The organism is Limnohabitans sp. TEGF003, from assembly GCF_055395455.1.
The window spans coordinates 1,841,445-1,867,235 of sequence record NZ_AP029225.1 but is presented as its reverse complement, the minus strand read 5'-3'; the positions used below and the strand labels follow the sequence as shown (position 1 = coordinate 1,867,235).

The window sequence follows — 25,791 nt, the reverse complement described above, 5'->3', positions numbered from 1 at the left end:
CCAGCCCTTCAGCGGTTGGCCACGGGGTAGACCCCCTGCGGACGCCACAACAAAATCGCTGCCATCAGCGCAATGTTCGAAAACAGCGCCACCTTGGGGGCCAAAAAACCGGTGTAGTTGGCCATCAGGCCCACCAGCAAGGCACCGATCAGCGCCCCACCCGTGGAACCCAGCCCGCCGATGATGATGACGATGAAGATCAGCACGTTGACCTGCGCGCCCATCTGCGGCACCACGTTTTGCTGGTACAGGCCCCACATGACGCCGCCCAAACCCGCCAGCGCACTGCCCACCACGAACACGCCCACAAACAGGCGGCGGATGCGGTAGCCGAGCGACTCGACCATCTCGCGGTCTTGCACGCCCGCGCGAATGAGCAGCCCGATCTTGGTGCTGCCCAGCACCCACATTTGCGCGGCAAACACCGCCAGGCCCACGGCCACGGCCAGCAGGCGGTACTTTTCAATGGCCGCATCGCCCCACAGCACCGAGCCACGCATGGCTTCAGGCAAAGGCAAAGCAATCTGCAGCGGCCCCCAGATGACCTTGATGAGTTCTTCGCCGATGATCATGCCGCCCATGGTGATCAGGATCTGCTTGAGGTGCTGGCCATACACAGGCCGCACGATGAAGCGCTCAAACGCCAAGCCCACGGCAGCGGCCACGGCCATGGCGATGAACATGGCGGGCAGCACCGCCACCATGTTGCGCCACCACTCGCCCGAGCCCGTCCAGTCGCCCATGGCGCCCAGCACGCTGGTGGCCACAAAAGCGCCCAGCGCGATGAACAGGCCGTGGCCGAAGTTCAGCACGTCCATCAGGCCAAACACCAGCGTCAAGCCCGAGGCCATGATGAAAATGATCATGCCCATGGCCAGACCGGCCACGGTCAGCGTGAGCCAGGTGGAGCCCGAGCCGATCAAGGGAAAGGCCAACAAGGCCAGCACCGGCACCAGCAGCAAAGGACGCATGTCCACATCTTGAAATAACTTCATAAAGCCAGCCCCAACAAGGATTGCTGCAAAGCCGCGTCTTCGGCCAGCGCCTGCATGCGGCCTGCGTGCACCACGCGGCCGTTGTCCATCACGGCCACGGAGTCGCCCAGTTGCTTCGCAAAGTGGATGTTTTGCTCCACCAGCAAAATCGTCACGCCACTGGCCTTGAGTTGCTGAAAAGCGTCGATCATGTTCTGGATGATGGCCGGGGCCAGGCCCTTGCTGGGCTCGTCGATGATCAGCAGATCGCGCGGCTCCACAATGGCCCGCGACACGGCCAGCATCTGCTTTTGTCCGCCAGACAATTTGCCCGCCGGGTGGTTCCAGAACTTTTCGACTGCCGGGAAGAGTTTGAAAATCCACTGCAGCCGCGCTTCGTCCATCTGCGCCGCGTGCTTGGCGCTGCGGGCGGCCAGCAGCATGTTCTCCTTGACCGTCAGATCGGAAAAGATGCCCATGTTTTCAGGCACATAGGCGATGTTCTTTTGCGCAATCGCGGGCGTGTTCAGCGCCGTGATGTCTTCACCGCCAAAGCTGATGCGCCCCTGTGAGGCCTGCCACAGACCCATGATGGAGCGCAGCGTGGTGGTCTTGCCTGCGCCATTGCGCCCCAAGAGCATGGTCAGCTCGCCACGCGGCACGACCAAGTCCACGCCGTGCAGGATGTGGTAAGCCCCGATGTGCGTGTGCACGCCTTCGAGGGTCAACAAATTCGTGTTCATGTCTGGTTGGCTCATGCGGCCTCCCTGGCTTTACCCAGATAAGCCTCTTGCACGATGGGTGAAGCGATCACCTCGTTCGGCTCGCCATCAGCCACCAAAGCGCCGTTGTGCAACACGATGATGCGGTCGGCCAGCTCGCGCACCACGTCCATCTTGTGCTCGACCAGCAAGATGGTTTTGGTCTTGTCTTTTTTGAGCTGGCGGATCAGGTCCAGGATCACCGGCGCTTCGTCGTGGCTCATGCCCGCCGTGGGCTCGTCGAACATGTAGACCGAAGGCTCCAGTGCCATCAAAAGCGCCACTTCCAGCTTGCGCTGGTCGCCGTGCGGCAAGCTGGACACCGGGGCATCCTGCTGCGCGGTCATCGACACGGATTGCAGAATGTCCAAAGCACGGTTGGTCAACGCCGCGTGGTCGCTCCAGATGCTCCACAGGTTCAAACCGCGGCGGTGGGCACCCTCTTTCGTGGCCTGCACGGCCAGGCGCACGTTCTCCAGCACCGACAGGTTCGGAAACAAATTGGTCAGCTGAAACGCCCGGCCCAGGCCAGCACGGGTGCGTGCCGAAGCGGGCAAGCCGGTCAGCTCGCGCCCGTTCAAGTGCACCTTGCCATCGGTCGCAGGCAACTGCCCCGAGATCAGGTTGAAATAGGTGGTTTTGCCTGCCCCGTTGGGGCCGACGATGGCGGTCAGCGTGCCGGGTTCAAAGCGGCACGAGACCGCATTGACCGCCACATGACCGCCAAACCGCACGGTCAGGTTTTGGGTTTCAAGCATGTGATCAATTCAAAAATGGGCGAACCCGCCAGTGCGAATGAAAGTGATTTTTGTAGGTCGGCGGCTTCAGCCCCGACAAGCGCCTTCGCTTGGGCACCATGTCGGGGCTAAAGCCACCGACCTACAGGACACCCGATCAGCGTTTGTTGCGGATGGGCACGTTCATTTCTTCGGGCTTGATCTCGCGGATCAGCTCGGGCACGCCCCAAGCGAACGCGGGATCAACCTTGATCTTGAAGTGGTACATGCTCTGCATGGCCTGGTGGTCTTCCTTGCGGAAGGTCATCTTGCCCTTGGGCGTGTCAAAGCTCATGCCTTCCATGGTGCTGATGAGCTTGTTGGTGTTGGTGTCGCCGTTGGTCTTTTTCAGCGCCGTCACCAAAGCCATCGCAGCCGAGAAGCCACCTGCGGTGAAGAAGTCAGGTGGCGACTTGAACTGCTGGTAGTGCGAGGCCACCATGGCGTCGTTCACAGGGTTCTTGGGCATGCCGAAGTAATAGTAAGCCGCGCCCTCCATGCCGGGAAACTGCTTGTAGGCCACCATGGCGGGCAGGATGTTGCCGCCCGTGGCGATCTCGATGCCGTAGCGCTTCAAGTCCATGTCGGCGATCTTGAACGGGTTGCCGCCGGCCCAGATAATGAAGATGATCTTGCGGCCGGGTTGGCCCTTCAGCTTGTCGATCATGCGCTGCGCACCCGCGGTGAAGTCGGTGGTGGCGGGCGGCAAGTACTCCTCGTGCACGATCTTGGCCTTCTTGATCGCGTCCTTGTAGGCCTTGACACCGTCACGGCCAAAGGCTGAATCCTGCGCCATGGTGACGATGCTCACGCCTTCCTTGTCTACCGCTACGGCGTTGGCAATCGCGTCCTGGCTGCTGTTGCGGCCGGTGCGGAAGATGTATTTGTTCCATTTCTCGCCCGTGATCGAGTCGGCCACAGCCGGTTCGACCAGCAAAATCTTTTTGTACTCTTCGGCCACGGGCAGCATGGCCAGCGCAACAGGCGAGGCGGTCGGACCCACGGCCAGGTCCACCTTGTCGTCGCCATAAGCGGCGGCCAGCAGGTTCTTGCCCAAGTCGGGCTTGCCTTGGTCGTCCTTTTCAATGACCACCAGCTTGCGCCCTGCAACCTCCATGGTGCCGCCCGTGGCATAGCTCAAGCCCATCATGAGCCCGGTCTGGGTTTGCTTGCCATAGGCTTCCAGCGGGCCGGTTTTGCTGTAAATGTGGGCGATCTTGATGTCTTTGCCCTGCGCCATGGCGGCGGGCATCAAGGCACTGGACACGGCCAATGCGGCCAGAGAAATGAGGTGTCGACGGAACATGGAGGTCTCCTGTTGGAATGGACTGACGGTTGTCAACCTGTGCCTTTGCACAACTTATGCCAAGCACGCACCGCTATCAGGCACACGCCAAGTCCTTGTCGGCATTGAACTTTTCATGAGTACCCGATTGGTCGAGATGGAGTGTATTTTTAAAAGACAGTTCAGATGACCAATAAAAATACAATTGCCTGGAATTCAGACAAATCAAGCAAGGCGCTGGTACAGCTTGGCACGGGACACGCCCAACATTTTGGCCGCTGCCACTTTGTTGCCGCCGGTCAAGGCCAGGGCCTTGGCCACAGCCGAACGCTCCAAAGCCTGCACCTGTTCCGACAAAGGCTGCAGCGGTGTGTCGTCGGCCTCCACGATCTCGCCCTTCAGTGAACGCATGCCCACATCGGCAGGCACAGGTGATATCTGGCTGAGCCCCGATTCACGCAGCACCCACTCGACCTCGGCGACATCCATGACGCCGGTTTCGCTGCGCAGCAAAAGCTGTTCGATCACGTTGCGCAACTCGCGCACATTGCCGCGCCAATGCTGGGCCGACAACAAGGCCACCGCCTGTGCACTGAATTCCGGGTGCGGCAAGTCGCTGCGCAAAGCCAGATCTTCGGCCAAGACCTCCAGCAAAGCAGGAATGTCGTTGGCGCGCTCACGCAAAGGCGGCACCCGCAAAGGCAACACATTCAAGCGGTAAAACAAGTCTTCCCGAAACTGGCCAGCCTGCACCAGCTTGGGCAAATCGCGCGAGGTGGCCGCAATCACACGGGCATCAAAAGGCACCAGGCGGTTGGAACCCAAAGGTTCGATTTCACCCTCTTGCAAGGCACGCAAGAGCTTGGCCTGCAAAGCCAAGGGCATGTCCCCAATCTCATCGAGAAACAAGGTGCCCCCATCTGCCAGCCTGAATTTGCCATCCCGCCCCTTGCGGTCAGCCCCGGTGTAAGCGCCAGGGGCCACACCAAAAAACTCGGCTTCGAGCAAAGTCTCTGGCACAGCGGCAATGTTCACGCTCACCAAGGGGCCTTTGGCACGCGGCGATGCGGCATGGATCGCGTGGGCCAGCAACTCCTTGCCTGTGCCCGTTTCGCCCAACAGCAACACCGGGCTGCTGGACTGAGCCGCCCTTCTGGCTTGGCGCTTGAGCGCCACCACGGGCGCACTGGCACCAATGAAGCTGGCAAAACTGTGCCGCGCCTGGCGCAAACCCAATCCCGCACGCCGCTGAACCGCCAAGGCGTCGCGGGCTTCGTCCAATTCGCGCTGCATCAAGGAAAACTTGGCCAAGAACGGCTGCAAATTTGACTGCGCCTGGTCAAACAACACCACACCCAAAGCCCCAATCACCTGACCGGCATCGTCACGCAGCGGAAATCGGCTGACCACAAAGGTCCCCGCCTTGTTGGTCAGCAGGTCGATCAGAATGGGTTTTCCGGTCTCCAACACACGCTGCATCTGCGTGTTTTGAATCACCTCGCCCACCGGCTGGCCCACAAAGTCCTGCTCGCTGGCAAAGCCCAAGGCGGGCAGATAACGGCGGTACTGGTCGTTGATCCAGACCACACAGCCCGAGCGGTCCACCAGCAGCATGCCCTCGCTGGCATGGGCAAAAACATCGAACAATGATTTGGCCGCCAAGTTCAAAATGCTCTGGGCATCTCTGGGCAAACCCGTCAAATCAGAATCTACAGATAAAGGCATCCCACGATCTTAACGAGGCGCAGGAGCAGGTCTTCGTGGGAGCGAGCCCCTGCTCGCGAATGTGTGGTCTGGCTCGGGCGTTTGTGCCGCACCACCATTCGGCCGCAGGGGCAGCCTCCCACAAACACCACTGTTCTGTCATGAGGCAGCCTCCCACAGAACTGACAAACGGGCGGGGCTTCAGGTGCTGGCCGCGTGCGAGACCCGGGGGCGGCTGACGTCGTAGCCGAACCAGCGGTTCGAGATGGTTTTGAAGTTTTTGTCTTTCACAAGACTTTGCACCGCCTGGGTCAAACGGCTCTCCATCTCTTTGTGGCCTTTGGGCACCGCAAGCCCTACGCGAATGGGCGATGCAAAAGGCACCCCCACTTTCAGAGGCAGACCATCGCGGTCGATGAAATACTCGGCAATCAGGTTCTCTTCCAACACCGCATCGATTTTGCGATCGGCCAGGGCCTTGAAGGCGTCTTCGATCCGCTCGAACGCATGCACCGCCTTACCCAAAGCCCCACGGGCCTGGTCTTCAATACCGGTATTGGCCAAAACACCCAATTTTTTGCCCACAAAGTCGTCCAGGCTCAGAAAATCCCGGTCGTCGTCTTCATGCAAGACGCTGACCAACTGGATCGTGGCGTAAGACCGCACAAAATCAAAATAACGGCGATTCTCTGGCGTGACCAGCAGCTGGTTACCGATGAAAGCGATCTCACCGTTTTGCAGCTTGGTGCGCAGATGCGTCAAGGTGTCCATCACCGGTTCAAGCTCGTAGCCTGCCACCTCCAGCAAGGCTTTGACCACTTCCACATCAAAACCGGTCAAGCGGCCATCGGCCTGAACAAAACTGTAAGGCTGATAGCGGGCAATGAAGCCCACCTTCATGCGGGGCTTGCTGTCTTGTGCCAGTGCTGCAGGCACGGCGCCAGCCACAAGCGCAGACAAGGCCCATTGCAAACACGCCCTGCGTCCCTCTGCCTGAACCCCATTCAACTGACGAGTGCGATTTTCAATCATGAAAAGCCCCCTCAAAACAGTGACGCAGTTCATGCCCCACGTAGTTGAAGCCCGTCACCTCCGGCGTGACCACGGTGCACTCGCGGCGCTTGATGTTCCAGTATGCACAAGCCATCGGGCGCGAAGTCAGGCTGATCGGGACCCCCGTGATGCGCGAACAGAACTCATACCCATCCTTGCGGGCCAGGAGTTTGACCTTGGGCTCGTTGAGCATGCGTTGATCTGGCGGCAAAGGCTCAAACCGCATGCGGTCCACCAGGGGCGGGCGAAAACGCTTGACGAAAGCAGCATCGGGCATGTCGTTGACATCGACCGACTGAGCTTGCGCCATTGGACTGGCGACCAGCACAGCCATCAGACCCACAATCCATGTCTGGAACCCACCGATCATGCTGGCTCTCCGCCACTCAGACACAACAGGAACAATCGCCCCACTTGAGAATGGGTGGTGCGCCCCGTGGTCACGATGGTGCATGTGGACTGGGCGCGAGACCAATACACACACCCCTCTTGCCAGACGGCAAAACCATCGTGCTCCTGGATTTGTGCGCAATGGTCAGCGGCCTCCGGCTTGACCACCCACTGAACCACCGGCTGCACGATTTTGTGACGGTCGATGGCTGGCGGCGCCACAAGCGAAAAATCAAGCAGCGCGTCGCGCGACTGAGCCCACCCCCATGTGGATGCCAAGCCCAACACCAGACACGCCAAGCGTTTCATGCGATCAATGCCATAAAAATGCGTATTTTATGCCTCTAAATAAAACACCAACAAGCCAGCCCAAAGAGCAATCCGTCAATCTGGCGTCAGGTTGCGAAGAGTTGGCAACAAAAATTGTTGGCACGACATGCTGGCCTGACGACCGCTGGAGCCCCCGCAGCCCTGGCGATTGCCCGACGAAGCCGTCTGAATTGGCAGCTCAACCACCCCGGATGCAGCGCCGAACATGACGCTCAGCCCCCCGGCGGCAGAAGGTGTAGGCACCACCATCGGTTGAACCGGGTTGCCGCCCGAGGGACTCAAAATGCTGGCGGTGAGGGTTTGGCTCGGCAACTCATAGTTGCCCGCCAGACCGCCATTGGCCCCATCCGACCAGCGGTAACGCACAACAACAGGCTTGTTGCTGCCGGCAGTCGCAGTATCGAACAAACCCCAAGCGGTTGCCTGGATCGACTCTGCCCCCACCAAACCCGACAAAGCACCCATCGACACGCTGGCCGAGGTGTTGCCATCGTAAGTCTTGTTCTGCACCGACAGCGGCGCCGTCAAGGTCTTGGGCAAAATTTTGGCTTGCGTCGTGAAACTGTTGGCAGACAACTGGTAATTGCCGGCATCGGCCCCCGCCAAAGACAAGCCACTGACCGTGACTGCTTTGGACTGCACCAGACCGCTGCCATCGCGGGCTACATTTTTATCCGCAAACAGCGCACTGGCTGCCTTGAAGACGACCCCATCGCCCGGCACCACACCCGAGCCCCCCAAATCACCCAGATAAGCTTGCAGGGTGCCATCGTAAATCTTGTCGGCGACTGCGCCAGAGGCGGAAAGTGGTTTGGGGGTGATTTTGGCCACACCTGTGAACGTGGTGTTTTGCAAGCTGTAGTTGCCCGCATCTGATCCATTCAAGCTAAGGCCCGACACAGTGACGGTCTTGTTCATGACGTTTCCGTCAGAATCCCGCGCCACATTCTTGTCCACGAAAAGGGCCAAAGTCGGGTTGATGCTGACTGAGTCACCATAAATGATGTCGACGCTCGATGTACTGCTCACGGTCGCGGCCACACCAGCGTCGTACACCTTATCTGCCACAGTTGCAGTGGCCGTCAACGCTTTTTTGGTGATGTCGGCGGTGGTGGTCATCTGACCGGTTGTGGTCAGGTTGTAGTTGTTCCAGCTGCCCGTGCCATCGGCCTTGGTCAGCGCCGTGACATCGGAGACCGTGACGGTTTTACTGGTGGCGGCGTTCTTGTCGCTGAAGGTGCCCGAACCAGTGACGCTCAGCGTCTCGGTGCCGACTCCGGTGGTGATGGCCCCCGAGGTGATGCTGGCGGTGGTGTAGCCGTCGTAAACCTTGTTGGCCGCAGTGATGCTGGTGAGGGTGACATCCTTCTTGCTGATGTCAGCGGTGGTGGTCAGCGAACCGGTGGTGGTCAGGTTGTAGTTGGACCAACTGCCCGTGCCATCGGCCTTGGTGAGTGTTGTGACATCGGACACCGTGACGGTTTTGCCAGTGGCGGCGTTCTGGTCACTGAAGGTGCCCGAACCAGTGACGCTCAGCGTCTCGGTGCCGACTCCGGTGGTGATGGCCCCCGAGGTGATGCTGGCGGTGGTGTAGCCGTCGTAAACCTTGTTGGCCGCAGTGATGCTGGTGAGGGTGACGTCCTTCTTGCTGATGTCAGCGGTGGTGGTCAGCGAGCCGACCACCGGCATGTATCGGGACATCTCGGCCTTGATGCGCGATTGCTGCGCTTCGACATCGCTTTTGAGGGCCAGGATTTCGGGGTTTTGGGCCATGGCCAAGGCTTGCAGCTGCGCCGAGCTCTCAGGGATGGCCGGGAAACGCGCGGTGTCGGGCAAGCGAATGGCCTGCGGTGTGAGGCTGGTCAGGCGCGTCAACTCCAGGGTGGCGTTGCGGTAATTGGCCTGCTGCTCGATGCGAGTCTGGCGGGCGTTCAAGACGCGGGTGCGGGCACGCTCCAGGTCAGAGGGGCTGGCCGCACCCACACTGACACGGGTTTCGAGGTAGGTCAGGATGTTTTGCAGCTGCGCGAGCTGGATGTTGGAAAAGTCCAGCACCAAGCGGGCAGTGGCCACGTCGACCGTGGCACGCAAAACCGACATGACCACGTTGTCGTAGGCCGCCTGCAAACGGTATTGGGCCGAAGCTTCGGCCTGGCGGCTGCCTTGGAACTCGTTGAACAAGGTGGCGTTGATCAGCGGCTGCGTCAGGCGGATCGCGTTTTGGCTGTAGGTGTGTTTGTCTGCGGCTTCGCCCACGTTGCGCGATTTTTCGGGGCCCGTGGCGCGGCGCAGCGACAAGCTGGGCAACAAGTCGGCCCGCGCCACTTTGCGACCCGCTTCGGCCGTGGCCAGTTGTGCGCGCACTTGCTGCAGCTGGGGGCTGATCTCGAGCGCTTTTTCGATGAACTCGGACAAGGCCGTGCCAGTGACTGGCGGTGTGGTGGCGCTGGCATCGGCATCGCCAATTTCAAAAGCGGGCAAGGCCAGCACATCGGCCTGGGTCAGGTCAACAAAGCGCAGCGGCTTTTGCCCGGCACCCGCCGTTTGCGCCTGAGCGCCCTGTACTGCGATGAGCACAGCCAGCCAAACGGTCCATTGAGAGGCTTTGTGCGTGGCTTGGAGAAGACGGCGAAAGCGTTCAGAACGACTGTTTGCGAATTTCATTTTTGGCAATTTTTAAACTTATTGCCTCAATTTTCTCGCATGCCAGACAAGAACTGTCTTAAATGTTCTTAGGTTTCGATTCTGGTTTCTTAATTAGTTTTAAAGAAATGAAACCTTGACCCATTTGCTGCCCATTCGCTCTGAAAAGCGGGTGGTGAGCACTGCAAAACTGATGATCAAATTGCCAAAAACAAAACCCCGCATCGGATTGCTCTGATGCGGGGTTTGCTGTTTGGCGGAAACGGAGGGATTCGAACCCTCGATGAGGCTCTACACCCCATACTCCCTTAGCAGGGGAGCACCTTCGGCCACTCGGTCACGTTTCCAGTGGGTCAAATTATAACTTAGGCTTGATCCAGATCGAAGGCTTTGTGCAGTGCGCGCACGGCCAATTCCATGTATTTTTCATCGATCACGACCGAGGTCTTGATTTCGGATGTGGAGATCATCTGGATGTTGATGCCCTCTTCGCTCAGGCTGCGGAACATCTTGCTGGCCACGCCCACATGGCTGCGCATGCCGATGCCGACGATGGACACTTTGCAGATCTTGGCGTCGCCCGCAACTTCTGCCGCGCCCAGTGCGGGCAGCACTTTTTCCTTGAGCAGGTCGATGGTCTTGGCGTAGTCGTTGCGGTGAACGGTGAAGCTGAAGTCGGTCTTGCCGTCTTTGCTCAGGTTCTGGATGATCACGTCGACTTCGATGTTGGCATCGGCCACAGCGCCCAGGATTTGGTAGGCAATGCCGGGTTTGTCGGGCACGCCCAACACGGAGATTTTGGCTTCGTCGCGGTTGAATGCGATGCCGGAAACGACGGCTTGTTCCATTTGTTCGTCTTCCTCAAAAGTGATCAGGGTGCCAGATGCGGCTTCTTCGTTGATGTCGATGTCCCAGGGCGTGAAGCTCGACAGCACACGCATGGGCACTTTGTATTTGCCTGCAAATTCGACCGAGCGGATTTGCAAAACCTTGGAGCCGAGCGATGCCATCTCGAGCATCTCTTCAAAACTCACGGTGTGCAGACGCCGGGCTTCGGGCACCACGCGGGGGTCGGTGGTGTAGACGCCGTCCACATCGGTGTAGATCAGGCATTCGTCGGCCTTGAGGGCTGCAGCCACAGCCACGGCCGAGGTGTCCGAGCCGCCACGGCCCAAGGTGGTGATGTTGCCGTTCTCGTCCACGCCCTGAAAGCCGGTGATGATCACGACCTTGCCTGCGTTCAGGTCGCCACGCACGCGCACGTCATCGATCGATTCGATGCGGGCTTTGGTGAAGGCGCTGTTGGTCTTGATGGGCACTTGCCAGCCTGCGTAGCTGACCGAAGGCTGGCCTTCGGCTTGTAGCGCAATGGCCAACAAGGCCGACGAAGCCTGCTCGCCCGTGGAGGCCAGCATGTCGAGTTCGCGGTGGTAGTCCGTGCCGGGTTTGGCAGGGGCCAACTCTTTGGCCAGGCCGAGCAGGCGGTTGGTTTCGCCGCTCATGGCGCTGGGGACCACCACAATCTGGTGGCCAGCACGCGTCCATTTGGCCACGCGCTTGGCGACGTTGCGGATGCGCTCGGTCGAGCCCATCGAGGTGCCGCCGTATTTGTGAACGATCAAAGCCATGTGTAGTTCTGAAAAGAAGGAGAAAGCAGGCGCTGGTTTCAGGAAATGAAGTAACGACAGCACTGCCCACGTCAAAAGGGGTTGAGGCCCCAGCAAAGCCTGTCGATTGTACCAACCGGGCTGACGCCTCCATGACCCGACAAACCGCCCTGCTCATGCCCACGACGCGGGTAACCTTTGCAGCCGAAGGCATGGGCCTCCGATCGAGTCGGGGGCGACAAAGCAAATCGGTCATACCCGCGCACGCGGGTATCCATGCCCGCCGAAGGCACGCCACATCAAGCCAAATAAGACAAACAAGCCCCAGCCCGTAGCACAAAGCCCTGCCCCACTTTCAGGTGCAAGCGGTGTCCACGGGTGGTGCAGGCTGCCACCTGGTCCAGCAGTTCATGCAGCTGCGCGGTACTGGGCGTGGTGGCGTGGTGTTGACGCAGCCAGTGGCGCAGCACCAGCGCTTGGCGGGCGCGGCTGAGCTGTTGCAGCGCCTGGATGCGCGGCGGCACACCCACTTGCGCCAGGTCTTGCGCCGCCACTTCGTTCAACACCTCTTGCGCCTGCGCGGCATGGGCGGCGCTGCGGGCGAAGGTTTCACGAAAAGCGGGCAAGGCCTCGGCCAGCGCGGGCAAGACGCGGGCGCGGATGCGGTTGCGGGTGAACTTCTCGTCGGTGTTGCTGGGGTCGTCGACCCAGCTTTGCCCCTGGCTGTGCAGCCATTCGCGCATTGCGGCGCCCGGCACAGCCAAGCAGGGGCGGTGCCAGTTCAGGCCCTGCCGCTGCCAATGCGCGGGCATGCTGGCCAAACCGGGCAGGCCTGCGCCGCGCGACAACGCGATCAGCAAGGTTTCCACCTGGTCGTCGGCGTGCTGGGCCAGGGCCACATCGCGCACCCCGGGCCACTCGCTGTGCACCGCTTCGGCCAGCGCGGCATAACGGGCTTGGCGGGCGGCATCTTCGGGGCTTTGGCCGGGTGCATGGCCCGCTTGCACGCGCCGCACCGCCAGTGGCACCCCAAGCGCCAGACACAGCGCACGGCAATGCGCCTCAAAGCCATCAGCAGCAGCTTGCAAGCCGTGGTGAATGTGCACCGCCCTCACCTGCCCGGGCCAGCGCCGTGCACAGGCCACAAGCAATGCGGTCGAGTCGGCGCCACCGCTGAGCGCCACGGCAAAAGGAAGGCCCGGGCTGAAATCAGCCAGGGCCTGTTCAAAGGTGTGCGCCATGTGTGAAGCCTGACGGCTCACCTGCGGTTTTATTTGCCCGCTTTGGTGTCGGTGAAGCGGCCGTAGCTGTTCAGGCGCTCGTAGCGGCGCTCCAGCAACTCTTTGGGCTTGAGGTCGGCCACCTGACGCCAGGCGTCGCCCAAGGCGCGCTTGAGGAAGGACACCATTTGCTCGGGGTCCCGGTGGGCACCGCCCACGGGTTCGTTGACGATTTTGTCGACCAGGTTCAAGGCCTTGAGGCGATGCGCCGTGATGCCCAGGGCATCGGCAGCCACTTCGGCCTTGTCGCTGGTTTTCCACAAAATCGAGGCGCAGCCTTCAGGGCTGATGACCGAGTACACCGAATACTGCAGCATCAGCACCTGATCGGCCACCGAAATGGCCAATGCGCCGCCGGAGCCGCCTTCGCCAATGATGGTGGTGATGATCGGGACTTCGAGCTGGGCCATCTCGAAAATGTTGCGGCCAATGGCTTCGGACTGGCCGCGCTCTTCGGCGTCGATGCCGGGGTAGGCGCCGGGCGTGTCCACAAAGGTGAAGACGGGCAGCTTGAACTTTTCGGCCGTTTTCATGAGGCGCAGCGCTTTGCGGTAGCCCTCGGGCTTGCTCATGCCAAAGTTGCGCAGCGTGCGCTCTTTCGTGTCGCGCCCTTTTTGCTGGCCGAGCACCATGCAGGCCTGGCCGTTGAAACGGGCCAAGCCGCCCACGATCGACAAATCGTCGGCAAAGTGGCGGTCGCCGTGCATCTCGACAAAGTCGGTGAAGATGCCGTGGATGTAGTCCAGCGTGTAGGGGCGCTCGGGGTGGCGGGCGATTTTGGTGATCTGCCAGGGGGTCAGATCGCTGTAGATGTCTTTGGTCAGTTGCTGGCTTTTCTTGCTCAGCTGGTCGATTTCGAGGGTGATGTCCACCGCCGACTCGGTCTGCACGTAACGCAACTCTTCGATCTTGGCTTCGAGTTCGGCAACGGGTTGCTCAAAGTCGAGAAATGTCTTTTTGGCCAAGTTGGGCTCCTCTGTTCTGTTTCCGGCTGGACGCGCTGTCCAGCCCTTCAATACGCCACGGGCACGGGGTCCAGCGAGCGCCAAATATACCAAGTCGCCACCGTGGCGAAGGGGCTCCAGGCCTGGGCCACTTCACGGGCATCGCTGCGGCTGACCGGCTCGCCCGAAAAGTAGTTGCGGCTGATGCCGTTGATCAAGCCCACATCGTCGAGCGGCAGCACATTGGGCCGCATGAGGTGGAAGATCAGGAACATCTCGGCCGTCCAGCGGCCAATGCCCCGAATCGCCACCAACTCGTCGATGATGGCCTCGTCGTCCATCTCTTGCCAGGCTTTGACGTGCACCGTGCCCGAGCTGAAATGCATGGCCAAATCGACCAGGTATTCGACCTTGCGGGCCGACAAACCGGCTGCCCGCATGTCGTCGACCTTGAGTTTGAGCACAGCAGCCGGGGTGAGCCGTTTGGGGAGCACCGAAAAGCGGTCCCAAACCGACTGTGCCGCCTTCACGGAGATTTGCTGGCCCACGATGGACCGCGCCAAAGTGACAAAAGCATCGCCCCGCGTCTCCAGAATGGCGTTGCCAAACTGGGGGATGAGTTTTTTCATGACCCGGTCTTTTTTGGCCAGGTGCGCACAGGCCTCGGCCCAATAAGCGGGGGTGACGGGTGTCACCGCGGGTGTGGCTGCGCTCACTGAGCCGCCTCCCAGGTGGTGCCAGCCGCAGAATCCTTGAGCACAATGCCTTGCGCCAGCAAATCGTTGCGGATGCGGTCGGCTTCGGCAAAGTTTTTGGCTTTTTTGGCGTCGGCCCGGGCCTGGATCTGCGCCTGAATGGCCGCTTCATCCAGCCCTGCACCCGCCTGCAGGTAAACCGTGGGGTCGGTTTGCAGCAAACCGAGCAAGCCGCCCAAGGCTTTGAGCAAGCCAGCACGCTCGGCCGAGCCGCTGCGGTTGACTTCACCCGCCAGCTCAAACAGCACAGCCACCGCCTCGGGCGTACCAAAGTCTTCGTCCATGGCGGCTTTGAAGCGAGCGGCCAAGGGGTCGGCCCAGTCGATTTGCACGTCGGCTGGCGGCACAGCCTGCAGCGCGGTGTACAGGCGCTTCAAAGCGCCTTTGGCGTCGTTCAGGTGCACGTCGCTGTAATTGAGCGAACTGCGGTAATGGCTGCGCACGATGAAAAACCGCACCGTCTCGGCATCAAACTCTTTGAGCACATCGCGGATGGTGAAGAAATTGCCCAGGCTCTTGGACATCTTTTCGTTGTCCACATTGATGAAGCCGTTGTGCATCCAATAACGCGCCAGGGGCTGGCCGTTGGCGCCTTCGCTTTGGGCGATCTCGTTTTCGTGGTGCGGAAACTGCAGGTCCGCACCGCCGCCGTGGATGTCAAAAGTCTGGCCCAAAAGTTCGCAGGCCATGGCCGAGCACTCGATGTGCCAGCCGGGGCGGCCCGTGCCAAAGGGGCTGGCCCATTTAACGTCTTCGGGCTCGGTGGGTTTGGCGCTCTTCCAGAGCACAAAGTCCAGCGGGTCTTGCTTGTCCGTCTCCACCGCCACGCGCTCGCCAGCGTTCAGCTCATCGAGTGACTTGCCGGACAACTTGCCGTAACCCGCAAACTTGCGCACCGAATAATTCACGTCGCCATTGCCTGCGCGGTAAGCCAGGCCTTTTTGCTCCAGCGTGCCGATCATGCTGAGCATCTGCGGCACGTAGTCGGTGGCGCGGGGCTCGTGCTGAGGGCGTTCGATGCCCAGGGCGTCGGCGTCCTGGTGCAGCGCCTCGATCATGCGGTCGGTCAAACCGCGGATGGTTTCGCCGTTTTCCAGGGCACGTTTGATGATTTTGTCGTCGATGTCGGTGACGTTGCGGACATACGTGACCCGGTAGCCACTGGCCTTGAGCCAACGCTGCACCACATCGAACGCGATCATCGAGCGGGCGTGGCCCAGATGGCACAGGTCGTACACCGTCATGCCGCAGACATACATGCGCACATGGCCGGGCTCGGCCGGAGAAAACTCGGAGACAGCACGGCTCAGCGTGTTGAAGATGCGCAGACTCATGTCAGATCAAAGATTTTTTTATTACAACCACCCACACGACAGTGTCCGGCATCGGCATCTGATCGGCTCAGGGAAATTCAGGAAACTCAACACAAAGAAACAAGGCCCAAAGCCCCGCTTCCCGGCTGGGCAACAGCCCCCGCCAACGGCCTGATGACCGCGTGCCCTCCGCTACAATGACCCTTCAGTATATCCCCGACGGGGGCCCTGCTCCCAGTTCCTGGCAGCCCGAATTCAACACTTTTGGCGCGCATGCAAGCTCTACTTTCGTTCGTATTGACCAGTCTTTTGCTGCTGTCCAGCGTGAGCGCCCAAGCGGACGTTTACCAGGATGTGAACCGACTGATCGGGGCGGCCGAATGGTCCAAAGCCCAGGCGCAAGCGCAGGAATACCTCAAGACCCGCCCCACCGACCCGCAAATGCGCCTCTTGCTCAGCCGCATTCAAGACGGTCAGGGCCAGACCGCCGAGGCGATGGAAACCCTGCAGGCCTTGACCCAGTCCTTCCCCGAACTGCCCGAACCGCACAACAACCTGGCCGCCCTGCTGGCCCGCCAAAACCGCTATGCCGAGGCGCTGGCCCAGTTGCAAGACGCTGTGCGCGCACGACCCGATTACGGCACGGCCCTGGAAAATCTGGGCGATGTCTACATTGCGCTGGCCATTGAGGCTTACCAAAAAGCCAGCCGGGCACCGGCCCCGCAGCCGCGCGTGACCAGCAAACGCCAGGCGGCCGAACAACTGCTCAAGTCGTCGGCGCCTTGAGGCCGCCACCGACGCGCCGTCCCGCACGCCACCTGCCGCCTCACCTTGCTCCCGTTGGAAGAACACCATGCGACGCTCCCGCTTTTTGACCTCGTTGGCCCTGACACTGGCTTTGGCATTGCCCATGGCCAGCCAGGCCCAGACATCCGGCGTGACCAAGGTGCGCATCAGCACCTCCATGGGTGACATCGAAGCCGAGCTCTACGCCGACAAAGCCCCCAAAACCGTGGCCAACTTTTTGCAGTATGTGAACGACAAGCACTACGACGGCACGATTTTTCACCGGGTGATTGCGGGCTTCATGGTGCAAGGCGGCGGCTATGACGCGCAATACAAAGAGAAGAAAACCCGCGCACCCGTGCCGCACGAAGGCCGACAGGCCCTGGCCGCTGGCCTGAAAAACACCACCGGCACGCTGGCCATGGCCCGCACCAACGACCCGCAATCGGCCACCGCGCAGTTTTTCATCAACGTGGTGGACAACGCTTTTCTGGACCCGACCCCGATCCCCGACGGTGACCCGGTGGCCAAATTTCAATACCAGGGCCGCGTTTACGAGAACGTGGCCCGCGCCCAACTGCTGAACGCCCCTCAGCTGTTCGGCTACACCGTTTTTGGCAAAGTCACGTCCGGCATGGACGTGGTCCAAAAAATCCGCAACACGCCCACGGGCGCTGGCGGCCCCTTCCCGACCGATGTGCCCCGCACGCCAGTCGTCATCCAATCCATCACTTTGTTGAAGTAACACCATGAGCAACCCACAAGTCGAACTGCACATCACCGGCTACGGCGTCATCACCCTCGAACTGGACGCTGAAAAAGCCCCCAAATCGACCGAAAACTTTCTGGCCTATGTGAACAAGGGCCACTACAACAACACGATTTTTCACCGCGTGATCCCCGGCTTCATGATCCAGGGCGGCGGCTTCGAGCCCGGCATGAGCCAAAAACCCACCGACGCGGCCATCGAGAACGAAGCCAACAACGGCCTGAAAAACGACGAGTACACCGTGGCCATGGCCCGCACTTCGGCGCCCCACTCGGCCACAGCGCAGTTCTTCATCAACGTCGCCAAAAACGACTTCCTGAACCACACCGCCCCCTCCATGCAAGGCTGGGGCTATGCCGTGTTCGGCAAAGTGGTCAAGGGCACCGAAGTGGTCGACCAGATCAAAGGCGTGAAAACCGGCAACCGCGGCGGCCACGGTGACGTGCCCAAAGAGGACGTCGTGATCGAAAAAGCCGTCGCACTGTGATGGGCTGAGCCGTGTCGGACCCGCGCACCACCCGGCCGAACATCGGCTTGCTGACCGCGCCAGCGACATGGCAAACCGTGGACCTGATCTCGGACCTGCATTTGCAGGCCTCCGAGACCGCCACTTTTGAAGCCTGGCGTGACTACATGGCCCGCACGCCTGCCGATGCGGTGCTGATTCTGGGGGACTTGTTTGAAGTCTGGGTGGGCGACGATGCCGCTGCGCTCGACCCCTTTTTGCAAGCATGTGCCCAGGTGTTGCGCCAAACCGCGCAGCGCGCCCATGTCGCCTTCATGCCCGGCAACCGCGACTTTTTGGTGGGCCCGGATTACCTGGGCCGTTGTGGCGTTCAGCCCCTGACCGACCCGACTTTACTCGCTCTGGGCACCCAATGCATGTTGCTCACCCACGGCGACGCGCTGTGCCTGGACGACAAACCTTACCAAGCCTTCCGACTGCAGGCGCGCAGCCCCGAATGGCAGCAGGCGTTTTTGGCCAAGCCTTTGGAAGAGCGTCAGGCGTTTGCCCGCAGTTTGCGTGCGCTCAGCGAGTCGCAAAAGCACGAGGGCATGACCTTTGCCGACGCAGACCCGGAGATGAGCCTGTTCTGGCTTGTCCAGGCCCAAGCGGATCGACTGATTCACGGCCACACCCACCGCCCTGCTGACCATGTGCTGGGCACCGCCCAACGGCATGTGCTGAGCGACTGGTCGCTGGACCACGCCCCTGTGCGGGCGCAGGTGTTCAGGCTGCAGCGCGATGGCGCCTCACAGCGCATCGATTGGCTTTAAAACAGCTTTCTTTTCAAGAGACCCGTACCGATCAAAAAAACAGCCGCTCGAGAGCGGCTGTTTTGCATGAAGCGGACTGATCAGCCGCGCAGCAGGTTCTTCAAGACGTTTTGCAGGCGGCGTGCCGTGGCCTCTTCGTGCGGGCCGGACAGCACCTGCGCCACATCCTGAGCCCAGGTTTCGCGGGGGCCGGGCTGGTTGCGCTGGGTCAACAGCTGCAATTGCAAAGCGCGGCGCTCGTTCAAGCTGTCGGCCGGGGTGGGCACTTCGGCTGCCATTTCCAGACGCAACAAAGCCGTGGCAGCGGGCACCTTGGCGGGTGCGCTGACGGCTTGCGCCCATGTCTGACGGGTCGCGGCGTTGATGGCGCGGCCCAATTCCTGTGCGCTGGGCAATGCATCGGCCTGGCGCTCTTGCCAGGCGCTCATCAAGCGGGTCAGGGTTTCGCCGTGCGCTTGCGCGGCCAGTTTGCGCAGCGACATTTCGGCGCGCTCCATGGCTTCGCGCTGAGCACGGAAAGCGGCATCGCCCAGACGCGGACCGCGGTCCTCGCGGACATCACGGCTTTCGCCACGACCACCGCGGTCGCCAAAGCGCTCACCGCCACGCTCACCTGGGCGACCAGCGCCTCGGTCAGCCCCGGAACGCGCACCGCGCTCGCCGGGTCGGCCATCGCGGCGTCCGTCGCGACCTGCAACGGCTTCTGTTTTCTTTTGGCCGGGGCGGTCATCGCCCCGCACCGCCACAACAGGCTTGGCGGGTTTGGGCGGGGCGACGGGCGCAGCAGGGGCTTCACCCTCGGCAACAGCCGCGCTCTCGCCCGGCTCAGCAGCCGATGCGGCTTCATCAGCGGGCAGGCCTGCAGCAGCAGGCGCGGGCGAAGAGGCTGGGTCCACTGCGGGTGCTGCGCTGGTTGCCGCAGCTTTGGCAGCCTGTGCTTCCTGCGCCTGGCCACGCAAGGCGGCATCGAGCGCAGCCATGGCCGCGCGGATCTTGCTGGCATCGCCACCGGCATTGGCTTCGTCCAGGGCTTTGGATGCGTCGATCACGGCGCGGTCACGGGCGGTCAAGGGGGCGGCCGAGGCGTGGCGCTCGGTGCCTTTGCGCTGGAAAGCTTCGTCCAGCGGCGCACGGAACACTTCCCAGAGTTTTTGTTCGGTCTTTCGGTCCAACGGGACCGATTGGGCTTCGACTTGCCAGCGCTGCTGCAAGGCCTTGACGGCGTCCACACGCAAAGCGGGCGCAGCGCCCAGCTCGCGGGCTTCGTTGATCAGGGCCTGGCGGCGTTCGACGCTGGCTTTCTGGGCGGCTTCGAGGCGGGCGGCAGCGGCTTTGAAAATCGCCTTCCACTGCGACTGCATTTCGCCAAAGGCTTTTTCACTCAGGTGGCCCGCATTGCGCCAGCGGTCGGCGAACTGGTGCAGGGCACGCAACTGGGCACGCCAGTCTTCGCTATCGGCGTTGGCCGCCGTCCAGGCTTTGACTTCGTCCATCAGGGCCACGCGTTGGGCGCGGTGGTCGGCAGACTCTTTTTTCATTTGCTCGAGCCAAGCCAGCACGGTTTTGTAGGCTTCGTTGCAAGCGGCATCGAAACGCTTCCACAGCGCATGGTTGGGCAAGCCGCCTTGGTCGGTTTGCTTCCAGCTGTCGCGCAATTGGCGCAGCTTGTCCTGCATTTTGCGGCCGCCCACGGTGGGGGCCTTGTCGGCGTCGAGCAGGCCTTCAGCCTGGGCCACCAGGGTCTGGCGCACCTGGTCGGCCAGCCAGCGCTGCCAGCCTTCGGCGTCACCCGCTGCGGTCAAGGCCTTGTGCACCCGCTCGTCCAAGGTGGTGTCCAGGTTCCTGCCGTGGGTTTTGAGGGCCGCACGCAAAGCGTTGACCCCCTCGGGCAAGGGGGCGCCCTCGCTCTCGGTGATCTGTTTTTCAAGCGCTTCCAGCACGTCGGTCACGGCCTTGAGGGCCTGCTCGCGCAGGGCCTGGCGCTGGGCCGCGTCCATTTTGGGTTTGGCAGGCTTGGGCTCTTTGGCGGCATCGCCAGGCGCAGGCATTGCGGCGGGGGACTGAACGTCCGCCACGACCTCGCCGCGCAAACGGCGGATTTCATCGGCCCACACGGGCACCGAGGGCAAGGCGGCGGTGGCATCGGCCTGGGCTTGCTGGGCCAGCGCCAAGGCGGCAGAAAAACCTTGCCAGACGGCCTGCAGCTGGCTCTGCGCGGCATCGAGCTGGGCCGGGAACTTCAAATCCACGCTGGGCCAGACGGGGTTGGTGCTGAGCTGCCCAGCTTGGGCTTGCCACTGGGCGACATCGGCCTGCACCCCCGTCAAACCGGCTTGGGCCTCGGCCATGGGCTTGGTCGAGAGCACTTCGATGCGCTGCGCCAGCAAGACGGCGGCTTCGCGCTGCACCATCACCTGGTGCTGCAGGTCTTCCACGCCTTTGACCACTTCGGCCAAACGCAGCTTCAAACTGGCCAAGGGCTCGCGCGAGAGGGGTGCGCCCGCTTTGGCAGCGTCGCGCTGCCAGGCCATGGCGTCGCCAATGTTCAGGCGCGGGGCTTGCAGCATCTGCTCTGCTTTTTGCGCCCAGTCGCTGGCCAAGGCGTCCTGACCATGCTGGCGCTTGAGCTCGTCGAGCTTTTCCTTCAGGAGCTTGGCCGCGCCTTTGTCGCGCGAGGCCATCTCGCGGTAGACCTCGGCCAGGGCGTCGGCAGCGGGTTCGGTCGAGAGCCATTCGCGCAGACGGGCGCTGCGCTCGCCTGAAGTGGCGGCATGGAAAGCCCCCCCGGTCAAGGAGTCCAGCGCGGCGAGGTCAAGAGGCTTTGAAGATGAAGTCACGGTAAAAACTTTAAAACACGGTCCATGCCAAATACGGCATCAGCATCGGGCCGGGCGCTGCCCACAAAGTGGGCAGCGGGCCGGACGACAACCCCGTATTTTCGCCGGTATTTGGGCCGCCCCGGCCCTCTGAGCGCAATCCACGGCAATCTCCTGTGATTTCGGCCGCACAAGCAGCTCTATATAATCAAATGAAATGAATTTAATTTTTGATAGTGTTGACTTGATATTAAATATTCCTAGAATTCGCCCATCCCAAGATTAGGGATAACCCGATACCGCTGCCACCTTTGGCCGGTTCTGCTGGTGCACCCCGGTGCGCTGCAGGCCCCGTCCCCCACACCACCCACCCGCGCAGGCTGACATCCGTCACCCGCGTTGGCTACGAGAGGAAGTGCTATGACAGCGTCATTGAACATGTCTCGCCTCGGTCTGTGTCTGCAGACCTGGGCCACCGATGTCCGAGAAGGTTTTATCGAAATCACCCGCCACAGCCTGGCCCTGTTTGGCCTGGTGGTCGTGATCGTGAGCCTGGGCTTTTTGGCCCGTCCCAGTCTGCAAACAGCGGCCAGCGAAATGTTGCTGGGCTGGCTGCAAATCCGCCAAACCGAGGCGGTGGAAGCCCCTGTGGCCAGCAACGCAGCGACCCGCTCGACCACGCAAAGCCTGAACGACCTGACGCCCGACCAAGCGGCCGTGACCCGTTGGCTCAGCCGCAAGTACCGCGTCTCGAGTGAGCCTTTGGGGGCCATGGTGGCCGAGGCCTGGAGCTTGGGCGAGCGCAGCCAGCTGCCCCCCAGCCTGATCCTGGCCATCATGGCGATCGAGTCCCGCTTCAACCCTTTTGCCTCGGGCAGCCAGGGCAATGTCGGCTTGATGCAGCTGGAAATCAAGACCCACGCCGAGGCCCTGGGCCAATTCGGCGGCCCCTTGTCGGCTTTTGACCCGCTGACCAATGTGCGTGTGGGCGTTCGGCATTTGCAAAGCCTGCTGCAGCAAACCAGCAGCCTGGAGGAAGCCCTGGCGCTTTACGGCGCGTCTTCCGGCCAGGCCATGGAAAGCCAGTACGTTGACCGCGTCCTGGCCGAGCAAAAGCAGCTGGAAAAAGTCACCGAAAAACAAAACACCGCCGCTCTGGTGGCCAAGACCCCTGCGGCACGGCTGTGAGCAGGGCCTGACCCGGGCCGAAAGGCTATAGCGCTCGGCTACACTACCGAGGTGCGCGACTGGCGATAGGAGCCCCCTCTTTTCAAAGAACAGGCGGGAACACTCTGACGTGGAGCGCGGTGGCCGTGGGGCCACCCCAGAACCACTGGGAAGCGCACAGCCCGGAACTGGCCATCGAACCCAGACACGGGTTATCCGCCGTTCGCCTGGGCAGCCCTTGTCGGGAACTTGTCACAAGTTGCCTGCCAAGGTTCCATCATCTGAAGGACTGCCATGTACCACCGCAACACACTGATTGAACAAACCGACCCCGAGATCTTTGCCGCGATCCAGGCCGAGACCGCCCGCCAGGAACATCACATCGAGCTGATCGCCAGCGAAAACTACGCCTCGCCCGCCGTCATGGCCGCCCAAGGCAGCCAGCTGACCAACAAATACGCCGAAGGCTACCCCGGCAAGCGCTACTACGGTGGCTGCGAGCACGTGGACGTGGCCGAGCAACTGGCCATCGACCGCATCAAGCAAATTTTTGGCGCCGAAGCCGCCAACGTGCAGCCGCACTGCGGCGCGTCGGCCAACGAAGCGGTGTTTTTGGCTTTCCTGAAACCCGGCGACACCATCATGGGCATGAGCCTGGCCGAAGGCGGTCACCTGACCCACGGCATGCCGCTGAACATGTCGGGCAAGTGGTTCAACGTGGTGAGCTATGGCCTCGACAAGAACGAAGCCATCGACTACGACGCGATGGAAGCCAAAGCCCGCGAAACCAAACCCAAACTGATCATCGCTGGCGCCTCGGCTTACAGCCTGCACATCGACTGGGCCCGCTTTGCCAAAGTGGCCAAGGAAGTGGGTGCGATCTTCATGGTCGACATGGCCCACTACGCAGGCCTCATTGCCGCTGGCCAGTACCCCAACCCTGTGCCCCACGCCGACGTGGTCACCTCCACCACCCACAAGAGTCTGCGCGGCCCGCGCGGGGGCATCATCTTGATGAAGGCCGAGCACGAAAAAGCCATCAACAGCGCCATCTTCCCCGGCCTGCAAGGCGGCCCGCTGATGCACGTGATCGCAGCCAAGGCCGTGGCTTTCAAGGAAGCGCTGGCGCCTGAGTTCAAGGCCTACCAGGCCCAAGTGGTCAAAAACGCGCAGATCATTGCCCAAACCCTGACCGAGCGCGGCTTGCGCATCGTGAGCGGCGGCACCCAGAGCCACGTCATGCTGGTGGACCTGCGGGCCAAGGGCATCACCGGCAAAGTGGCCGAAGCCGCTTTGGGCAGCGCCCACATGACGATCAACAAAAACGCCATCCCGAACGACCCCGAAAAGCCGTTCGTGACCAGCGGCGTGCGCATCGGCACCCCGGCCATGACCACCCGCGGCTTCAAGGACGAAGAAGCCCGTGCCACCGCCCACCTGATTGCGGACGTGCTGGACAACCCGCTGGACGAAGCCAACCTGGCTGCGGTGCGGGCCAAGGTGCATGCGCTGACCAGCCGCTTCCCGGTCTACGGCTGATCGGCCCGCGCGATGAAATGCCCGTTTTGCGCTCACCTCGAAACCCAGGTGGTCGAGACCCGTCTGGCCGAGGACGGGGATTTCATCCGGCGTCGCCGTCAATGTGGGGCGTGTGAAAAGCGCTTCACCACCTACGAAAAGCCGGAAGTCAACTTTCCGGCCATCGTCAAAAAAGACGGCCGACGCATCGACTACCAACGCGAGAAACTGCGCGCCAGCCTGAACCTGGCCCTGCGCAAACGCCCCGTGAGCACCGAGCAGGTCGACGGCGCGATTGAGCGCATCGAAGAAAAACTGCTGAACCTGGGCATCCGCGAAGTCGCTTCGCACCGCATTGGCGAGCTGGTCATGCGCGAGCTGAAAAAACTCGACAAAGTGGCTTATGTGCGCTTTGCCAGCGTGTACCGCAACTTCGAAGACATCGACGATTTCAAGACCCTGGTGGACGAAGTCCAAAGCTGATCCCGCCAGCGCCCTCGCCCGGGCCGCCAGGCTCATGGGCAGGGCTGCGGTGTGTATTTTTCAATGCGGGGCTTGCCCAAAGCGTTGCTCACCACCTGCCAACCTTGGGGCAATCCGGCCCGGCAAAAGCGCCACGTCCCGGCCATGAAAGCCCCGTTGGTGCCCATGCTGCGACCTTCGGGCCCATACGAGAAGTAAGTTTTCACGGTACTGGTCACGTCCAGACTCGTCCCTGCAGGCAGGGCTTCATGCGACTCGATCAATGCCTCGCCGGTATCCTGCAGGCCGTTGTCGTTCCCATCCACAAACACCAGCCAGCCTTGCTGCCATTGGCCCTCGGCGTCACAGCCACCCCCGGGGGCTTGGGCACACAGGCTGATGCGTTGCTGTCGGCGCAAGGCCTCCGAGCGCGCCAGCACCAGGCTGTCCAGAAAGCCTTCTGCCATGGCCTGCAGCTGGTGCCGGGCCCGCAGCGCCGACATGGCGGGCGCGGCCATCCCCACCAAAATGCCCAGCAAAGCCAACACCACCAAAGCCTCCAGCAAGGTAAAGCCCCGCGCTTGAACGCTGGGCTGAGTCTGAGCTGGGCTTGGAGATGGATGGCACATGGTTGGGCGCACGGGTGAATGCACTGTACAAGATGAATACATAAGACCACAATAAAACCCAACAACAGGAGAGCACACATGCCCACAGCCGCCAGGGGCACCTGCCCGCCAAAACGGCGCCCAAGCAAGCACAGCAGCGGCTGGACCTTGGCCGAGCTGTTGATCGTGGTGGCCCTGATGGGCCTGCTCGCCGCCTTGGCCGTGCCCACTTACCAGCAACAACAGCGACAGGCCCGCCGCAGCGACGGACAAGCGGCGCTGCTTCAGCTTCAAATCGACCAGGCCCGCTGGCGCAGCAGCCACGACAGCCACGCCGACAACTTGAGCGCGCTGGGCTGGGCCAGTGACCGTTCACCTCAAGGGCATTACCAGATACGCCTGATCGAGGCCACCCCTGACGGCTATTCAGCGCAAGCCATCGCCTTGAACAAGCAAGCCGCAGACCGTGACTGCACACCTTTGCACCTGCGTTGGCAAGCCAGCGCCACCGCCGTGTTCGGCGCAGGTGAACACCTGGACAGCGACCCCCATCGCTGCTGGCGCCGTTGACG

Annotated in this window: 24 protein-coding genes, 1 tRNA gene and 1 riboswitch; of the genes, 8 read left to right on the top strand and 17 right to left on the bottom strand. The window is 61.6% G+C overall.

Going from position 1 to position 25,791, the window contains the following annotated elements; genetic code table 11:
- Positions 1–8: 8 nt before the first annotated feature.
- From ACZ5RT_RS09250 to cysS, 15 genes are all read right to left on the bottom strand, one after another.
- Entirely contained in the window at positions 9–995 is a 987-nt protein-coding gene (locus ACZ5RT_RS09250) for a branched-chain amino acid ABC transporter permease (protein WP_464452264.1), read from the bottom strand.
- Positions 992–1,732 (bottom strand): ABC transporter ATP-binding protein, encoded by a 741-nt coding sequence (locus ACZ5RT_RS09245; RefSeq protein ID WP_464452263.1) that lies wholly within the window; start codon positions 1,730–1,732, stop codon positions 992–994. Before ACZ5RT_RS09245 ends, ACZ5RT_RS09250 begins: the two co-directional genes overlap by 4 nt.
- Entirely contained in the window at positions 1,729–2,493 is a 765-nt protein-coding gene (locus tag ACZ5RT_RS09240) for an ABC transporter ATP-binding protein (RefSeq protein WP_464452262.1), read from the bottom strand. Before ACZ5RT_RS09240 ends, ACZ5RT_RS09245 begins: the two co-directional genes overlap by 4 nt.
- Positions 2,494–2,629: 136 nt before the next feature.
- Complete coding sequence (locus ACZ5RT_RS09235) at positions 2,630–3,817, bottom strand: substrate-binding domain-containing protein (protein ID WP_108426164.1); 1,188 nt, start codon at positions 3,815–3,817, stop codon at positions 2,630–2,632.
- Between the two features lie 204 nt (positions 3,818–4,021).
- A complete protein-coding gene (locus ACZ5RT_RS09230; protein ID WP_464452261.1) occupies positions 4,022–5,521 on the bottom strand; it encodes a sigma-54 interaction domain-containing protein in 1,500 nt (499 codons plus the stop codon).
- A 180-nt stretch (positions 5,522–5,701) separates the two neighbouring features.
- On the bottom strand, positions 5,702–6,460 hold the full coding sequence (locus tag ACZ5RT_RS09225) for a substrate-binding periplasmic protein (RefSeq protein ID WP_464452260.1): 759 nt from the start codon (positions 6,458–6,460) through the stop codon (positions 5,702–5,704).
- A gap of 64 nt (positions 6,461–6,524) precedes the next feature.
- Positions 6,525–6,923, bottom strand: coding sequence for a hypothetical protein (locus tag ACZ5RT_RS09220; RefSeq protein WP_464452259.1), 399 nt, complete (start codon positions 6,921–6,923; stop codon positions 6,525–6,527).
- On the bottom strand, positions 6,920–7,252 hold the full coding sequence (locus ACZ5RT_RS09215) for a hypothetical protein (RefSeq protein WP_422172522.1): 333 nt from the start codon (positions 7,250–7,252) through the stop codon (positions 6,920–6,922). The genes ACZ5RT_RS09220 and ACZ5RT_RS09215 overlap by 4 nt, the downstream gene beginning before the upstream one ends.
- Before the next feature lie 75 nt (positions 7,253–7,327).
- Positions 7,328–9,937, bottom strand: a complete 2,610-nt coding sequence (locus ACZ5RT_RS09210; protein WP_464452258.1) for a YDG domain-containing protein — start codon at positions 9,935–9,937, stop codon at positions 7,328–7,330.
- 233 nt (positions 9,938–10,170) lie between these two features.
- Positions 10,171–10,263: transfer RNA gene (locus ACZ5RT_RS09205), tRNA-Ser, on the bottom strand.
- 18 nt (positions 10,264–10,281) lie between these two features.
- A complete protein-coding gene (locus ACZ5RT_RS09200; protein WP_422171497.1) occupies positions 10,282–11,544 on the bottom strand; it encodes an aspartate kinase in 1,263 nt (420 codons plus the stop codon).
- 278 nt (positions 11,545–11,822) lie between these two features.
- The gene (gene tilS, locus ACZ5RT_RS09195) at positions 11,823–12,764 is read right to left on the bottom strand and encodes a tRNA lysidine(34) synthetase TilS (RefSeq protein ID WP_464452257.1); all 942 of its coding nucleotides are present in this window, start codon (positions 12,762–12,764) and stop codon (positions 11,823–11,825) included.
- 29 nt (positions 12,765–12,793) lie between these two features.
- Positions 12,794–13,768, bottom strand: a complete 975-nt coding sequence (locus tag ACZ5RT_RS09190; protein ID WP_291925174.1) for an acetyl-CoA carboxylase carboxyltransferase subunit alpha — start codon at positions 13,766–13,768, stop codon at positions 12,794–12,796.
- A 47-nt stretch (positions 13,769–13,815) separates the two neighbouring features.
- A complete protein-coding gene (locus ACZ5RT_RS09185; RefSeq protein WP_291925176.1) occupies positions 13,816–14,463 on the bottom strand; it encodes a DNA-3-methyladenine glycosylase family protein in 648 nt (215 codons plus the stop codon).
- Entirely contained in the window at positions 14,460–15,836 is a 1,377-nt protein-coding gene (gene cysS, locus ACZ5RT_RS09180) for a cysteine--tRNA ligase (RefSeq protein ID WP_464452256.1), read from the bottom strand. Before cysS ends, ACZ5RT_RS09185 begins: the two co-directional genes overlap by 4 nt.
- A 252-nt stretch (positions 15,837–16,088) precedes the next feature.
- Between cysS and ACZ5RT_RS09175 the strand changes: the two genes are divergently transcribed.
- From ACZ5RT_RS09175 to ACZ5RT_RS09160, 4 genes are all read left to right on the top strand, one after another.
- Entirely contained in the window at positions 16,089–16,601 is a 513-nt protein-coding gene (locus ACZ5RT_RS09175) for a tetratricopeptide repeat protein (protein ID WP_291925180.1), read from the top strand.
- 67 nt (positions 16,602–16,668) lie between these two features.
- Positions 16,669–17,346 carry a peptidylprolyl isomerase gene (locus ACZ5RT_RS09170; RefSeq protein ID WP_464452255.1) on the top strand — a complete coding sequence of 226 codons (678 nt, stop codon included), beginning with the start codon at positions 16,669–16,671 and terminating at the stop codon, positions 17,344–17,346.
- A 4-nt stretch (positions 17,347–17,350) separates the two neighbouring features.
- Positions 17,351–17,857 (top strand): peptidylprolyl isomerase, encoded by a 507-nt coding sequence (locus ACZ5RT_RS09165; RefSeq protein ID WP_108426140.1) that lies wholly within the window; start codon positions 17,351–17,353, stop codon positions 17,855–17,857.
- Between the two features lie 11 nt (positions 17,858–17,868).
- On the top strand, positions 17,869–18,648 hold the full coding sequence (locus ACZ5RT_RS09160) for a UDP-2,3-diacylglucosamine diphosphatase (RefSeq protein ID WP_464452254.1): 780 nt from the start codon (positions 17,869–17,871) through the stop codon (positions 18,646–18,648).
- Positions 18,649–18,728: 80 nt separating this feature from the next.
- On the opposite strand, the gene ACZ5RT_RS09155 is transcribed toward ACZ5RT_RS09160, so the two are convergent.
- Positions 18,729–21,485: a DUF349 domain-containing protein gene (locus tag ACZ5RT_RS09155; RefSeq protein ID WP_464452253.1), complete on the bottom strand. Its 2,757-nt coding sequence runs from the start codon at positions 21,483–21,485 to the stop codon at positions 18,729–18,731.
- A 417-nt stretch (positions 21,486–21,902) separates the two neighbouring features.
- On the opposite strand from ACZ5RT_RS09155, the gene ACZ5RT_RS09150 reads away from it, so the two are divergent.
- The 3 genes from ACZ5RT_RS09150 (at position 21,903) to nrdR (ending at position 24,632) form a co-directional block, all read left to right on the top strand.
- Positions 21,903–22,652, top strand: a complete 750-nt coding sequence (locus ACZ5RT_RS09150) for a transglycosylase SLT domain-containing protein (protein ID WP_464452252.1) — start codon at positions 21,903–21,905, stop codon at positions 22,650–22,652.
- 45 nt (positions 22,653–22,697) lie between these two features.
- Positions 22,698–22,871: riboswitch (ZMP/ZTP riboswitch) on the top strand.
- A gap of 54 nt (positions 22,872–22,925) precedes the next feature.
- On the top strand, positions 22,926–24,170 hold the full coding sequence (gene glyA / locus ACZ5RT_RS09145) for a serine hydroxymethyltransferase (RefSeq protein WP_291929644.1): 1,245 nt from the start codon (positions 22,926–22,928) through the stop codon (positions 24,168–24,170).
- 12 nt (positions 24,171–24,182) lie between these two features.
- Entirely contained in the window at positions 24,183–24,632 is a 450-nt protein-coding gene (nrdR, locus tag ACZ5RT_RS09140; RefSeq protein WP_108426135.1) for a transcriptional regulator NrdR, read from the top strand.
- Between the two features lie 32 nt (positions 24,633–24,664).
- Here the strand turns inward: nrdR and ACZ5RT_RS09135 are convergent, their stop codons facing one another.
- Positions 24,665–25,240: a GspH/FimT family pseudopilin gene (locus tag ACZ5RT_RS09135; protein WP_464452251.1), complete on the bottom strand. Its 576-nt coding sequence runs from the start codon at positions 25,238–25,240 to the stop codon at positions 24,665–24,667.
- 78 nt (positions 25,241–25,318) lie between these two features.
- On the opposite strand from ACZ5RT_RS09135, the gene ACZ5RT_RS09130 reads away from it, so the two are divergent.
- Positions 25,319–25,789 carry a type IV pilin protein gene (locus tag ACZ5RT_RS09130; RefSeq protein WP_464452250.1) on the top strand — a complete coding sequence of 157 codons (471 nt, stop codon included), beginning with the start codon at positions 25,319–25,321 and terminating at the stop codon, positions 25,787–25,789.
- The last annotated feature ends 2 nt before the right edge of the window (positions 25,790–25,791 follow it).

Excerpts from the sequence above, each read along its gene's own strand:
- ACZ5RT_RS09250 (WP_464452264.1), bottom strand. The coding sequence starts at position 995 with ATGAAGTTATTTCAAGATGTGGACATGCGTCCTTTGCTGCTGGTGCCG.
- ACZ5RT_RS09245 (WP_464452263.1), bottom strand. The coding sequence starts at position 1,732 with ATGAGCCAACCAGACATGAACACGAATTTGTTGACCCTCGAAGGCGTG.
- ACZ5RT_RS09240 (WP_464452262.1), bottom strand. The coding sequence starts at position 2,493 with ATGCTTGAAACCCAAAACCTGACCGTGCGGTTTGGCGGTCATGTGGCG.
- ACZ5RT_RS09235 (WP_108426164.1), bottom strand. The coding sequence starts at position 3,817 with ATGTTCCGTCGACACCTCATTTCTCTGGCCGCATTGGCCGTGTCCAGT.
- ACZ5RT_RS09230 (WP_464452261.1), bottom strand. The coding sequence starts at position 5,521 with ATGCCTTTATCTGTAGATTCTGATTTGACGGGTTTGCCCAGAGATGCC.
- ACZ5RT_RS09220 (WP_464452259.1), bottom strand. The coding sequence starts at position 6,923 with ATGATCGGTGGGTTCCAGACATGGATTGTGGGTCTGATGGCTGTGCTG.
- ACZ5RT_RS09215 (WP_422172522.1), bottom strand. The coding sequence starts at position 7,252 with ATGAAACGCTTGGCGTGTCTGGTGTTGGGCTTGGCATCCACATGGGGG.
- ACZ5RT_RS09210 (WP_464452258.1), bottom strand. The coding sequence starts at position 9,937 with ATGAAATTCGCAAACAGTCGTTCTGAACGCTTTCGCCGTCTTCTCCAA.
- ACZ5RT_RS09200 (WP_422171497.1), bottom strand. The coding sequence starts at position 11,544 with ATGGCTTTGATCGTTCACAAATACGGCGGCACCTCGATGGGCTCGACC.
- tilS (WP_464452257.1), bottom strand. The coding sequence starts at position 12,764 with ATGGCGCACACCTTTGAACAGGCCCTGGCTGATTTCAGCCCGGGCCTT.
- cysS (WP_464452256.1), bottom strand. The coding sequence starts at position 15,836 with ATGAGTCTGCGCATCTTCAACACGCTGAGCCGTGCTGTCTCCGAGTTT.
- ACZ5RT_RS09175 (WP_291925180.1), top strand. The coding sequence starts at position 16,089 with ATGCAAGCTCTACTTTCGTTCGTATTGACCAGTCTTTTGCTGCTGTCC.
- ACZ5RT_RS09170 (WP_464452255.1), top strand. The coding sequence starts at position 16,669 with ATGCGACGCTCCCGCTTTTTGACCTCGTTGGCCCTGACACTGGCTTTG.
- ACZ5RT_RS09165 (WP_108426140.1), top strand. The coding sequence starts at position 17,351 with ATGAGCAACCCACAAGTCGAACTGCACATCACCGGCTACGGCGTCATC.
- ACZ5RT_RS09150 (WP_464452252.1), top strand. The coding sequence starts at position 21,903 with ATGTCTCGCCTCGGTCTGTGTCTGCAGACCTGGGCCACCGATGTCCGA.
- glyA (WP_291929644.1), top strand. The coding sequence starts at position 22,926 with ATGTACCACCGCAACACACTGATTGAACAAACCGACCCCGAGATCTTT.
- nrdR (WP_108426135.1), top strand. The coding sequence starts at position 24,183 with ATGAAATGCCCGTTTTGCGCTCACCTCGAAACCCAGGTGGTCGAGACC.
- ACZ5RT_RS09135 (WP_464452251.1), bottom strand. The coding sequence starts at position 25,240 with ATGTGCCATCCATCTCCAAGCCCAGCTCAGACTCAGCCCAGCGTTCAA.
- ACZ5RT_RS09130 (WP_464452250.1), top strand. The coding sequence starts at position 25,319 with ATGCCCACAGCCGCCAGGGGCACCTGCCCGCCAAAACGGCGCCCAAGC.